Origin of the sequence: Oceanobacillus sp. FSL W7-1293 (assembly GCF_037969815.1) — a bacterium.
Lineage (GTDB): Bacteria > Bacillota > Bacilli > Bacillales > Amphibacillaceae > Oceanobacillus > Oceanobacillus oncorhynchi.
The window spans coordinates 1,493,553-1,507,242 of sequence record NZ_CP150212.1 but is presented as its reverse complement, the minus strand read 5'-3'; the positions used below and the strand labels follow the sequence as shown (position 1 = coordinate 1,507,242).

At 41.0% G+C, this 13,690-nt stretch carries 11 protein-coding genes; all 11 read right to left on the bottom strand.

Annotated elements, in window-relative coordinates; translation table 11 throughout:
• Window positions 1–7 precede the first annotated feature (7 nt).
• Window positions 8–1,930 (bottom strand): beta-glucoside-specific PTS transporter subunit IIABC, encoded by a 1,923-nt coding sequence (locus MKY65_RS07525; protein ID WP_339183703.1) that lies wholly within the window; start codon window positions 1,928–1,930, stop codon window positions 8–10.
• 373 nt (window positions 1,931–2,303) lie between these two features.
• Window positions 2,304–3,161 carry a PRD domain-containing protein gene (locus tag MKY65_RS07520; protein WP_339183701.1) on the bottom strand — a complete coding sequence of 286 codons (858 nt, stop codon included), beginning with the start codon at window positions 3,159–3,161 and terminating at the stop codon, window positions 2,304–2,306.
• A gap of 1,253 nt (window positions 3,162–4,414) precedes the next feature.
• The gene (gene kynA / locus MKY65_RS07515) at window positions 4,415–5,263 is read right to left on the bottom strand and encodes a tryptophan 2,3-dioxygenase (protein ID WP_339183699.1); all 849 of its coding nucleotides are present in this window, start codon (window positions 5,261–5,263) and stop codon (window positions 4,415–4,417) included.
• A 1-nt stretch (window position 5,264) separates the two neighbouring features.
• Window positions 5,265–5,897, bottom strand: coding sequence for an arylformamidase (kynB, locus tag MKY65_RS07510; RefSeq protein ID WP_339183697.1), 633 nt, complete (start codon window positions 5,895–5,897; stop codon window positions 5,265–5,267).
• Complete coding sequence (gene kynU / locus MKY65_RS07505; RefSeq protein ID WP_339183695.1) at window positions 5,897–7,171, bottom strand: kynureninase; 1,275 nt, start codon at window positions 7,169–7,171, stop codon at window positions 5,897–5,899. The genes kynB and kynU overlap by 1 nt, the downstream gene beginning before the upstream one ends.
• 251 nt (window positions 7,172–7,422) lie before the next feature.
• Window positions 7,423–8,880 (bottom strand): YdiU family protein, encoded by a 1,458-nt coding sequence (locus MKY65_RS07500; RefSeq protein ID WP_339183693.1) that lies wholly within the window; start codon window positions 8,878–8,880, stop codon window positions 7,423–7,425.
• A 227-nt stretch (window positions 8,881–9,107) separates the two neighbouring features.
• Window positions 9,108–10,289 (bottom strand): GTP-binding protein, encoded by a 1,182-nt coding sequence (locus MKY65_RS07495; RefSeq protein WP_339183691.1) that lies wholly within the window; start codon window positions 10,287–10,289, stop codon window positions 9,108–9,110.
• Window positions 10,290–10,420: 131 nt separating this feature from the next.
• Complete coding sequence (gene dcd / locus MKY65_RS07490; protein WP_339183689.1) at window positions 10,421–10,963, bottom strand: dCTP deaminase; 543 nt, start codon at window positions 10,961–10,963, stop codon at window positions 10,421–10,423.
• Window positions 10,960–12,165, bottom strand: a complete 1,206-nt coding sequence (locus tag MKY65_RS07485; protein WP_339183687.1) for a GTP-binding protein — start codon at window positions 12,163–12,165, stop codon at window positions 10,960–10,962. The genes dcd and MKY65_RS07485 overlap by 4 nt, the downstream gene beginning before the upstream one ends.
• A gap of 46 nt (window positions 12,166–12,211) precedes the next feature.
• Window positions 12,212–13,177, bottom strand: coding sequence for a GTP-binding protein (locus MKY65_RS07480; protein WP_339183685.1), 966 nt, complete (start codon window positions 13,175–13,177; stop codon window positions 12,212–12,214).
• Window positions 13,178–13,320: 143 nt separating this feature from the next.
• A complete protein-coding gene (gene rpsN, locus MKY65_RS07475) occupies window positions 13,321–13,590 on the bottom strand; it encodes a 30S ribosomal protein S14 (protein ID WP_339183684.1) in 270 nt (89 codons plus the stop codon).
• Window positions 13,591–13,690 lie beyond the last annotated feature (100 nt).

Sequence of the window (13,690 nt, the reverse complement as noted above, 5' to 3'; positions counted from 1 at the left end):
GAATCCGTTACTTTTCTAATGAAAGCAGCGGGTCGCCAATCTTAATTTGTTTTGTTTCTGTGAAAGCAATATCTTTATACTCACCTGAATTCGTGATAATAATCGGTGTAGTCAGCGGGAAGCCGGCTTTTTTAATTTCTGGTATATCAAATTCAATAAGCAGCTGCCCCTTCTCGACTTTTGCGCCTTGTTCTACGTGACCCTTGAAGTTCTTGCCGTCCAATTGTACTGTGTCCATCCCAATATGCATTAAAATCTCAGCACCATTTTCCGTAGTGATTCCAATGGCGTGATTTGTAGGGAACATCGCCGAAACGGTTCCAGAAACAGGTGAGATCAATTTCCCTTCCGTCGGCTCCACTGCAATCCCTTTCCCAAGCGCTCCGGAAGCAAATGCAGTATCTTCTATTTCTTCAAGTGCAATGGTTTTTCCAGTTAACGGGCTGACAATGTCTTCATTTTGTATCGTAACAACTGTTTCCTCTTTTGCGGAAGCTGCTTCAGCTGCTGGTGCAGCTGTTGCTTTTTGGTTAATCCCTCCGAAGAAATAAGTCAGAACAAAGGATAGAACCATCCCGACCGCTGCTGCTATGATAGTACCGATAAATGCTGTGTTTAATCCTTCCTCTGGATGGATCATGGCAGGGAATTGAAAGATACCAAGTCCGCCGAGCAAGTGAATTTTCGTCCCGAATAATCCAATGATTGCTCCACCGACAGCTGATGATATAAGCGAGATAACAAATGGTCGCTTCAATGGTAAAGCAATCCCGTATAAAGCAGGTTCCGTTACGCCGAATATGGAAGAGATAAACGCCGGCGGGCTGAGTGTTTTCGTAGTTTCATTTTTTGTTTTTATCCAAATAGCCAGTACTGCTGCTGCTAAAGCAAATGAATGCACGAAAATCAATGCCAGAATTGGATCTTCTCCGGAAACCGCAACATTGTTAAACGCAATAGGAATAAGCCCCCAATGCAATCCAAACATAACAAATACCATCCAGAAACCGCCCAGAAAAGCACCTGCAATAATAGGGCTTAAATCATATACCCAGACAGTTACCTGTCCCAATAATTGACTTGCCCAGGTTGCAATTGGGCCAATCACAATAAAGGTTAATGGAACAATAATCAGTAACGTGAACATAGGTACAAAAAACATTTTGACAACATTAGGAGTAATTTTCGCTAAAGCCTTTTCAATTTTTGCTGCAAAAAATGTTGCTACAATAATTGGTATAACAGACATCGAATACGTCATTAAAATGACTGGAATACCAAAGAATTCTATATAGACAGGTGATTCAAACACCGTTCCTGCAAATAAGGTATACAACGGTTCTGCCGCTGCGGGTATTCCCTCCAGCGCAGGATATACCAGTGCCATGGCAATAACCATACCTATAAAAGGCGTCCCGCCGAACTTTTTCATTGCACTATATCCTAATATAATCGGCAAGAAATAAAACAGGGCATCCCCGGTTGCATTTAAAATTTGGTATGTTCCGCCTTCTTCGTTAAGCCATCCAATCGCAACGAATAAAGCATTGAACCCTTTGATCATACCGGACGCCGCCAATACTCCAAGAATCGGCGTGAAGATACCGGAAATCATATCAATAAAACGGTTGAGCAAGCTGCCTTTATCTCCGCCATCCGCTTCATCAGCAGATCCTTTTGACTCAAAACCGCCGACTTCTACCACTGCCTTATACACATCAGGTACATGGTTGCCGATAACTACCTGGTATTGTCCAGCACTTTTCATGACGGTTACAACGCCATCCATTTCTTTTAATACCTCTGTATTTGCCTTTTCCTCGTCTTTTAATTTAAAACGAAGACGCGTAATACAATGAACAACACTGTTAACGTTTTCTTTTCCGCCGACATTTTCAATGATATCTTTGGCTAATTGTTCATATTTCATTGTTTTCCCCTCTTTCTATTAAAGTAAAACAAACTAAATCTATTTTCTGATTTTCTTCAGGATTATTGCCTGAAATGGATTCTTTTACATATAGCGTTTGCTTAAAACATCTTACGTTGTGATACTTTTCCGGATGGAGATTACGCTTCTAAAAAATAATAAATAATTCCGACATACTGCCTGGCAACAGCTCATCCATTCGTTTTATGATGATTTATAATTTGTTCCAACCACCTCCTCAAGGTAATAAAAAAAACCTAAATTACACACAGCATACAGAGCTCTCCTCTGTAAACTGCGGGTAACTTAGGTTTTGCCTGCTTCATCAGTAACAATCCTAAACATGATTATTCAATTGAAGATTTCTTTTATATCACGATGTAGAATCTATTTGGTGCCGATTGGTAATTCGGTGGATATGCAATGTTAAGTAAACTTTTTCATCATTGGAAATGTCCCAATCATAATTTTTAGCAATATAGGCTGCAATTCTTTCTGTGCATTCAAATGCAGCTGTATATTTCCTTTTCACCTGTTCATACAGGAAATCATCATGCGTATTCTCTGCTTTTTCTTTTCGGATAAAACGGGTAGCAAAAAATCGCAGATGTGTCAGAAACCGTTCATAGTTGATAGAATCCTCATCCAATTCAATTTTGAAATAGTATCTGACAATATTCAGGATATTATTAACCAGCTCCGTTACTTTAATTGCGGTATCCATGTTTTCACCGGATAGTTGACTATTGACCAGATGCAGGGCAATAGAAGCCGCTTCATCTTCTACAAGCCTTACTCCAGTATCCTCTTCCACCATATCCAACGCTTTTAATGCAATATGAAACTCCTGTTTATAATATCTGCGAATTTCCCACAACAGCGGATTTTTCAAGTCGATGCCGTTTTTATGTCTTGTAATCGCAAAGCTTAAATGATCCGTTAAGGCAACATATAAATAGTTATCTAATTTATACGTCAGCTGAGATTTAGCCAGTTCAAGGATTTTGTAAGAAAGATCCAAGTATATCTCAGAAGTTTCTTTCATTAATTCCGCAAGCTTCTTAGCTACATTAGAATTCTCCAGCACAAAGGTTTTCTCCACTTTCGATGATTCAATCGCATCTCCAGTCTTTTTTTGAAAAGCTAACCCTTTGCCCATGACAACGATTTCCTGATTGGATTCATCTTTTGACATAACTACATTATTATTTAATACTTTTGTAATTTTCAATTGCATTCACACCTGAAATGAGTATTTTTTAAATTCTTCTGATACCTGTTTGTCCAGAAAAAAACCTGGATTAACCCAAAATTGTAGACAGAAAGCCATACAATCCGCTGTGATTAACCCAGGTTTTGCCTGCCGAACAGTAACAATCCTTTAGTTAACTTCATTATAGATGATTACGGTTTCAAATGCAACAGGAAAGTAGATTTTTTACCTAACTGTTTAAGCACTTCCTGATATAGATAGTAAAATATATTTATTTTATCGTCACCGTTCGTTCTTATCCATTCCATCTTATGCTATTCTTCTATTATCTCCGTTAGCTGAACCTGGGTTTTGAATATAATATACTCAACTTTCGCACCTAAGAATAAGCAAATATATCTTGCTATTCCAGGGTGAACATGTTCTCCATTACCATACTTGCTTTTTGATTAAATATCCGGCCTTTTTGGAATTGGTGATGGTGTATAGCTCCGCTCCGGCCAACCACTCCGCTTTCCATGGGGACGGCTTCAGCTAACTTGAAAAGAAGACCGCTTTTCAAGTGGATCTTCAGCTCGCCCTGTTCCCATAGGAGTCTACGTGGTTGGCCTGCGCTCTGATAGGATTCTACAGCGAATGAAAGAAAGAAGATTTTAATGAGCTGGACGAAATAGCAGTTTTCGCCTGAACAACCAATCATGACAGTATGAATATGAAATACAGGGAATAGCATTTATGCACAGAAAGTAATCTTTACGGAACATTTTACCATGCAGCATGAAAAATATATTCTATCGGTTCAAACTTCTGTTTGTTGAGTTGTTTTTCACGTATAGAATACCCTGCTAGCGAAGGCGGACCGTTTTGACTCCTGAGGGATCAGCACCATCTGAAGATCCACTTTTGCCAAGTGCTCTTCTTGGCAAAAGTTAGCTGAAGAGCGTGCCCCTAGGCAGACTAAAGTCGCAACGTCCTGTTGCAACGTCTGCACTAGTACGTCCTGTACGTCGGAAAGCAAAATGGTCCGCCGCAGTGGTGCTTTACACTTCACCTTCTATTCTTTGTCAAGGGTGTTATCGAAGGAACGATCAACTCCTGTTTCGATAGAACTGAAGTTACTTTTTAATGTGTGAAAGTTGAGTAATATAAAAATGGCTTTGGCTTCATTGGAACAAATGATTTTAATCAGAAATAATGCGTCGCATAGGATACATTTCACAGGATAAACATTTAAGATAAATTATACTGGCCAAAATTCGATGTATCTACAATTACAGCTCTGTTCGCAGCTCCCACAATTCTGGAAAAAAATATTGGTCCAGTACTTTTTTCAAGTAGCTCACGCCGCCAGAACCGCCTGTTCCTTTTTTAAAGCCAATAATTCTTTCTACCGTTTTCATATGCCTGAAGCGCCATTGCTGAAATAGGCCTTCTATGTCCACCAGCTTTTCAGCAAGCTCATATAACTCCCAATACTGCTCTACGTTTTTATAGACAATCATCCAGGCTCTTTTCACGCTCTCATTCGTCTGATGCGTGATACTGGCGTCCCTGTTCAACACTTCTTTATCAATAGAAAACCCTGCTCTGGAGAGAGCTTGAATCGACACATCATAAAGACTTGGCGCATCGTATGCTTCTTGTAAAATTGGATAAAGATTCGTATCATTTTCATATATTTTGAGAACATATTCTGTTTTATATCCCAAGGCAAATTCTACTAATCTATTCTGATAGGATTGAAATCCAGAAGCACTTCCCAATTTATCTCTAAACTCGATATACTCACTTGGCGTCAGCGTAGAAAGGACGTCCCATACACTTTTCAGCTGCTCCTGTATTTGAGATACGCGCGCAAGCTTTTTAAAGGAAGACCTGAGGTTATCTGCCTGTATATCATCAATGGCAGAATGGATTTCATGCAGAATCTGCTTCATCCACAGCTCGCTTACATGATGAACAATGATAAATAACATTTCATCATGATGGCCGCTTAACCGATGCTGGCTCGATAATAACGTATCCAGGCTTAAATAATCACTGTATGTCATCTTCTCTTTAAAATCAGTTTGGATACTCTTTTCATTTTCAAAAGCTTGATGTTGATTGACCGATTTCATTTTAACGCTCCTCTATTGGTTTTATGACAGCACGAACTGGACTCCCATCCCCTTCTTCCAACGCTAATGGCAAGGCAATCAATTCAAAATCACCTTCTTCAACCTGGTCCAGCATCACATTTTCCAAAATATAAATATCATGGTTGTACAATGCATGGTGCCCGGTCAAATCTTTACTTGAAATCGAATCCACAGATGGGGTGTCTACACCTACAAGCTTTACACCGAGCTCTTTCATATAAGCTGCTCCATCAGCTGTTATCGGAGACACTTCTTCCGGAAAACGATTCGGTTTGTTTGGGAGCGCCGTTTTAATCAGCAAACGCTCTGCATGCGAGATTCCTTTTGTTTTTATAGCTTTTTCGCTAATTTCATTAAAATCACTTAAATCAATCACCTTACAAGGACCAATATAGCGCTCAATATCTAAGTCCAGTATCCGCTTGCCCTCATTTGAAAAATGAAATGGTGCATCAACGTGCGTGCCTATATGAGCACTTGTTTTGATTCTGCCGATATTAACAACTCCCGACGCCTCTTTCGTTACGGGCGTATCATAGTGAAATGGTTCATCCCCCGGCCAATGTGCCAGATGGTTATTTAACGGTTGGGAAATATCGATCCATTTAGACATCAGGAAACAACCTCTCTTTCATTGGAAAATTGATCGTAAGCTTTTTCTTCCATAATATTCTTTAGTATTTGTATACATTCATAAACATCTGTAAACGAATTATATAAAGCCACCGGCGCCAGCCGAATGCCGGATGGTTTTCGAAAATCCGGAATGACCTTCTTCCTCTTTAATGCTTTGCAAATTCTCGCAGCCTCCGGATGTTCAAGGTAAATATGCCCTCCACGCTGTTTTTCATTTACTGGATTACAAATCTCAAAATCAAATTCCTTTAATTCATGTTCAATCAATTCCATCATATAAGCGGTCAGCTGCAAGGACTTTTCGCGTATTTTTTCTATTCCGGCTTCATGAAACAGCTCTAATGCTCCAATTAGCGGAGCAGCACTTAACACATGCGGTGTCCCGATTTGAAAAGCTCCGGCATTCCCGGCGGCCGTCAACGTATGCTCCATATCAAACTGCTTTTCTTTATCCGAGCTGAACCAGCCCGCAAGTCCAGGCACAGCCCCGAAATGCTTTTCATTCACATAAAGCGCCGCCACACTGCCGGGGCCGCCATTCAAATGTTTATAGGTGCACCAAAACGCAAAATCAACGTCCCACGCATGCAGTTGATGCGGGACAGCCCCAATCGAATGACATAAATCAAAACCAATTTTTATACCGCGCCCATGCGCTGCTGTTGTCAGCTTTTCCATATCTAAGATTTGTCCGCTCCGGTACAGGACGCTCGGCAATACAATTAATGCAATCTCTTCTGTCATTGCATCTATAATGGTCTCTTCATCCAGTATGTGCCCATCCTCACTCTGTACTTGAATAAGGTGGGATTCATCATACCCTTTTAACTTCAGCTGTGCTTTTAAAGCATAAATATCACTGGGAAAGTTTAATGCATCTGCTAAAATTTTTGTTTTGCTTCCTTTTGGTTTATAAAATGTGGACACAAGCTGATGCAGATTTACGGTTGTTGAACCAGTTACGACAACCTCCTCTTTTTGGGCACCAACAAGCACGGCCATTTTTTCACCAAGCGATTCCGATAAGTAGTACCAGGTGTTCTCTCCTTGCGTCCATCCATCAATCGCATGCTTTTTCCAGGAAGCAAGCAAATCATAGACGGACTGCTCTGCTCTTTTGCTCATCAAACCTAAGGAATTCCCATCCATGTAAACGTATTCATTTTCGAGATAAAATTCATTTCGGAAGGACCTTAATGTATCCTCCGCATCTAGCTTTTCAGCATAGGTTCTTGTATATCTTTCTTCCATTTTGTCACTTCCTTTGCCATTATGCTATGGTTGAAACGTATTAAGGGATTTTTAGACTGTTTTGCTAATTATCTTCTGTTAACAGCTTACCAATAACTCGACATGAATGGAACCAATAACATAACTATTGTTAAAAATAGAAAATACTTCCCATATCAGATGGAGCAGCCCTAAAAATAAGCCCAAAAAGATTATGTTGATAATTTCTTGGGCTTCTATCTGTTCCATTCTTACAATTCCAAAGTATATCATCACGTACCACAAAACGTCTGAAAATCCTGTTCCGGCGGATCAACAGCATATTTCTCCTGCTCCTCTGTATACGCATAAGGATCTTCCAATGCTGTTAATAAAGCATGAAAAGGTTCGTAATCGCCTTCTGTCACAGCCGCAGCCAACACCTCTTCCACCAAATAATTTCGGGGAATAATCGATGGATTATGCCGTTTCATTAATTGATAAGCTTCTTCTAAAGATGCCGTCTGACTTTCAAGCTTATCCTGCCATGCCTGATGCCACTCTTTAAAAGCAGTGGATTGGAAAAGAACGGAATCAGCATCAAGCTGCTGCAGCGTTAAAGCACGGAAGGTATTGGTAAAGTCTGCATGATATTTCTCCATCAAATCCAACAAGCTTCGAATCAATGTTTTATCATCATCACTTTGACCGATAATCCCCAGCTTCTTCCTCATACCGTCTAACCAATAGGCTTCTACTGACTGCACATAGGTTTCCACAGCCTCTTTTGCCTTTGGAATCGCTTCTTCTTCATCCTCATCCATCAGAACTAACAAGGATTCTGCAAAGCGCGCCATATTCCAAGTACCAATTCCCGGCTGATTGCCGTAAGCATAACGCCCTTGCTGATCAATCGAACTAAAAACCGTTTTCCGATCATATTGATCCATAAAAGCACATGGACCATAATCAATCGTCTCTCCGCTGATAGCAACATTATCTGTATTCATCACACCATGGATAAAGCCTTTTAACTGCCAATCCGCAATCAGCGCGGCCTGCTTGTCTGCCACCTTATACAAGAACGTCAAATAACGATTTTCATCCTCTGCAATCTCTGGATAATGCCGCTTCATGCTATAGTCTGCCAACGCTTGTAAATCCTCTTTACTCCCCCATTGCCTTGCATATTGAAACGTCCCAACCCGAATATGGCTTTCTGCCACTCTTGTCAAAACAGCGCCGGGCAGCGGAGCTTCACGAAATACCGTTTCTCCAGTGGTTGCTACCGCTAAACTGCGGCTTGTCGGGATACCCAATCCATGCATTGCTTCGCTGATTAGATATTCTCTCAGCATCGGTCCAAGCACCGCCCGTCCATCCCCACCGCGGGAATAAGGCGTTCTGCCAGAGCCTTTCAGCTGAATATCATAGCGCTCACCCTTCGGAGTCACTTGCTCTCCAAATAATACAGCACGACCGTCTCCGAGCATCGTAAAGGAACCAAATTGATGTCCTGCATAAGCTTGAGCGATTGGATTACTTCCCTCTGGAAGCTTATGGCCTGCGAAGATTTCCGCTTCGTCCTTTAAGGCTGAACTGTCCAACCCTAATTCTGCTGCGAGCTTTTCATTGTACACGGCTAGCACAGGGGCATCTGCTTTTGCTGGTTTTACATTTGTATAGAAAAGCTTGGGCAATTGCTGATAGGTATTTTCTAAGCTCCAGCCTTGATTCTGTTTATCTGTCATCGGATCGCCTCCTTTATTTAAACTGTTCGTTTTCTTTAGGATAACATATAAGTATATTTTACTTGAATGAATCACCTATTTTACTTTGCACTTTTATTTGTAAAAATATTTATTATCATTAATTTCTCCACTTAAACTTCTTGTTTTCCTATAGTATAAGAGGGGAAGAATACATAACTTATGCATTCTTCCCCTCTTATACTTGAATTTTAATATAATAAATTTCTTTAAACCACAGGAAAAGCAGGTAAATCATCCACAAAATCAGAAATATCCTGCCCCGCTTCCTCCTCCGTCACTAAACAAGCATCCAACGACGCCGTAATCCCTTCCTTATCCATCTCGCTGCCAATCAAAACAAGCTCTGTCATCCGATCCCCGGCCTGCTCATCCCAGTCCTCAAACAAAGAGGGGTCCTGCACTTTTAATGCTTCCTGTTCTGCTTCCGAATAGCTTGCCAGCCATCTGCCGGCTCCTTCCAGTGTCATCATTGAGCCTGCCTGGGATAAAAATCCCGCTACATTATTTCTGGTGACTAACCAAAAGAAGCCTTTCGCCCGGAGGATTTCCTTTGGCCAATTTTCCAGCCATCCTTGAAAACGCTCGGGATGAAACGGTTTTCTGCTTCGATAAACAAAGGAACTGATCCCATACTCTTCTGTTTCCGGTATATGCTCCTCATTCAATTCCTTGATCCAGCCGGCGCCATGCTTTGCTTTTTCAAAGTCAAATTGCCCGGTTTGAAGCACCTGTAACGGATCTACTTTCCCGAAGACTGCTGTGATAAACTTCGCATCCGGGTTTAGCTTATAAAGTAAACTCTTTAATGAAGTAATCTCTTCCTCCGTCATCTGATCTGTTTTATTTAAAATAATCACATTGGCAAATTCAATCTGGTCTACCAGTAAATCGACAATCCCTCTTTCATCATCCTCAGCGACTTCCATCCCGCGGTCCATCAATAAATCCTCTGATTGATAATCCTTCCAAAACTGATGTCCATCGATGACCGTTACCATCGTATCAAGCTGGAATAAGGCATTTAATTCGATTCCTAATTCACCATCCGCATAGACAAAGCTTTGCGCAACCGGAATTGGTTCCGACACACCGCTTGATTCAATCAATACATAATCGATATCGAGTTCTGCGAGTTTTTCCAGCTCTACAATCAAGTCTTCTCTTAATGTGCAGCAAATACAGCCATTAGTCATTTCCACCATATTTTCTTCCGTACGGATAAAGCCGCCTTCTTTGACTAATTTGGCATCCACATTTATTTCACTCATATCATTCACGATAACGGCTATTTTCAATCCTTGCTGATTTTGAAGCAGATGATTCAGCAGGGTTGTTTTCCCTGCACCTAGAAATCCGCTTAACACCGTTACTGGTATTTTCTTGCTCACTTTATTTCACACCTTTCTTACAGATGAACTGGCTGTAACCGTCATTCTGGAAATGACAGCATTACAGCCAATTAAAAATCTTTATTTATTCATTTTTGTACGAAGAAGCTTCCTCTCCGCTAATGTAAGTTTCACGTTCTTTCCTTGTCCAAATAAACTCGGCTCGGAGTCGTCCCTTGCTGGTATAAATACTTTCCACTATACCCTTCCGTTTTCTGATCCACCTTGGCAATAACCAGCTGGCAAACCCGCATTCCGGCCTGCAGCTGAACAGGCACGCGGTTCGCATTAAATAGCTCCAAGGTAATTTGTCCGGAAAAACCCGGATCAATCCAGCCTGCATTTTGAATAAAAACACCGAGTCGACCGATCGAGCTTCTTCCTTCCACAAAGGCAGTTAACTGTTCTGGGAGACCAATTTGCTCCAATGTCGTTCCCAATAGAAAACTTTGCGGCGGAATCGTGATGGTCTCTTGCTCTGCTATCTTGATTTTCCGATAATCTGCTGGTTGATCAACCGATAAATAAGGCGTAGACAAGTCATCAACAACTAAAAAATCTTTCCCCAGCCGTAAATCAATCGAAGCTGGCTGAACACTTAATTCCTGAAAAGGGGTAATTGTTAACTGCTTATCATCAACATGCTGTTTTATCGTTTGTCCGGATAAAATCATGCCTTCGCACTCCCGGATAGCTGCCATGGAAATGGATTTCTAAACACGGACCAGTCCTCATCCATTTCTGTTTCACTCAACAGGCAGCGTTCTAAATCCTCGGTTATCTGTTCCTTATCCAAGTCCATGCCGATGAATACCAGCTTGGTATGGCGGTCTCCGAATTGCGGATCCCACAGCTCTCTGACCTCCGGATTATTCTCGAATATTTCCCTTTGCTGGGCTTTTGGCAGCGAATCGACCCAATAAGCTAACGGTTCCACCTCGACAGAAGGGCCTGCCTGCGATAGCAATAAGGCTAAATCATTATGCGTTGCACACCAGACAACGCCTTTCATGCGGACAATTTCTCTTGGCAAATCCTGATACCAGCTTACCAGCCGTTCCGTATGAAATGGCAATCTGGACCGGTATACAAAGGAACTGATCCCGTATTCTTCAGTTTCCGGCGTATGATTTTCCACGCCTGCATTTAATTCCTGTAACCAGCCGGCTGACTCGCCGGCCTTCTCAAAATCAAATAAATTCGTATTGACAATTTCCTGTAAATCTACCTTACAATGCTGCGTGCGGATGATTTTTGCTTCCGGCTGTAAGGTACGAATCACCTTCTCCAGCTTATCTAAATCCTCTGCTTTGACTAAATCCGTTTTATTGAGAATAAGGACATTACAGAATTCAATTTGATCAATTAATAAATCAGCAATATTTCGTTCATCCACATCACTGACCGCCTGTTTCCGGTCAAGAAGCGAATCGCCTGAACCGAAATCATGCCAGAAACGGTTCGCATCAACAACGGTAACCATGGTATCCAATCGGCAATATTGGGTTAAATCAATATCCATCGTTTCATCAATATATGAGAAGGTTTGGGCTACCGGAATCGGTTCACTAATACCAGAAGACTCAATCAATATATGATCGAACTCTCCTTGTTTTACGAGTTTTTCCACTTCTACTAATAAATCCTCCCGCAGTGTGCAGCAGATGCAGCCGTTAGACATTTCAACCAGCTTTTCCTCTGTCCGTGAAAATCCGCCTTGGGATTGGACCAGCTCACTATCAATATTGACCTCACTCATGTCATTGACGATGACCGCCACCTTTAACCCTTCCCGGTTATGTAAGACATGATTTAATAACGTTGTTTTTCCAGAACCTAAATACCCGCTTAATACCGTAACAGGGATCCTTTTCATATGTTCATCCTCCTAATCGTAATCATTACGTTTTAATTATCAAAAATTAAGCAAGGCAATATTGAAAGCCTTTTTCCAATTCTTGATGGTCAAGATGCTTTCCAATAATAACAACCTCGCTTTTACGCTTTTCATCCTTTGTCCATACATCGCCTTCTGTACCTGCAAAGAGCATATGCACTCCTTGAAACACCACTTTTTGCTCCATTTGTTTAATGGAAAGAACTCCTTTGTAACGGTAGAGGCTCTCCCCTTTGATACGAACTAAGTAAGCAAACCATTTATTCACTTTATCTAAATCAAGCGGACGGTCATCTTGAAATACAAAGGATGTTACGTGATGATTATGATGATGGTGATGCGTTTCTGTTAACAGCTCAGGGTCAATGTTTAAGGCATAATCTAAATCAAACGATTTTTTTTCGATTAATTCTTTGGTATCTATGTTTCCATATGTCGTATAAAACTGCTGGGCATTTGGATTCATATGCGTTAACTGTGCTTCCAGCTGCTTTCTTTCGTCTTCTGTAATCAAATCGGTCTTGTTCACGAGCAAAATATCGGCAAATGCAATCTGCTGCTCCGGCTCCTCTTCCTGTAGATGCAGCTTAATATGCTTGGCATCAACCATCGTAATTACGCTGTCGATTTCAAAGGTATCAGCCATCTGCTCGTCTATCAAAAACGTTTGAATAACTGGAGCCGGATTCGCCATGCCTGTTGTTTCAATGACAATGCGGTCCACTTTTTCTTCCTGCTTCATTAAATCAGTTAACAAGCTGATCAAATCACCACGCACATTACAGCAAATACAGCCGCTGTTAATTTCAACGATTTCTTCTTTTGTTCGTATCACTAATTGACTATCAATCGATGTATCACCAAACTCATTAATGATCACAGCAGCCTTCTCATTGGGCATATCGTGCAGCAGTTTATTTAACAATGTCGTTTTGCCGGCACCTAAAAAACCAGTTAGAATCGTTACAGGAATGAGGCTTTCTTGTGACAATGCGTTTCCTCCTTATTCATGAAAGAAAAAACAGCTTTCCGCCAAGCATCAGCTAAAAGCTGTTTTCTTTCGTACTTCTATCGTGCAGCCCTTGAAAATACAGCGTCAGCTGAGATGGTGCTGCTTAGACATTCACAGCATAATTACCAGCTGGCTTTTTTCACGCCAGGCACTTGCCCTTTATGCGCATATTCTCTCAAAGCAATACGGGACATGCCGAATTTACGTATATAACCGCGTGGTCTTCCTGTTACCTCACAACGGCTTTTCAAACGCGTCGGTGAAGAATCCCGAGGCAGTTTACGAAGCGCTTCATAATCCTCTTTTGCTTTTAACTCTCTTCTTAATTCTGCATATTGTGCAACCATTTGCTGGCGTTTTTTCTCTTTTGCAATTTTAGATTTTTTAGCCATCTTACACTTTCTCCTTTCGATAGTACTATTTATCTCGTTTTTCTTTTTTAAATCGTAACTATTACGAATAAAGTTCATTATAAACTATTTTATTAATTAT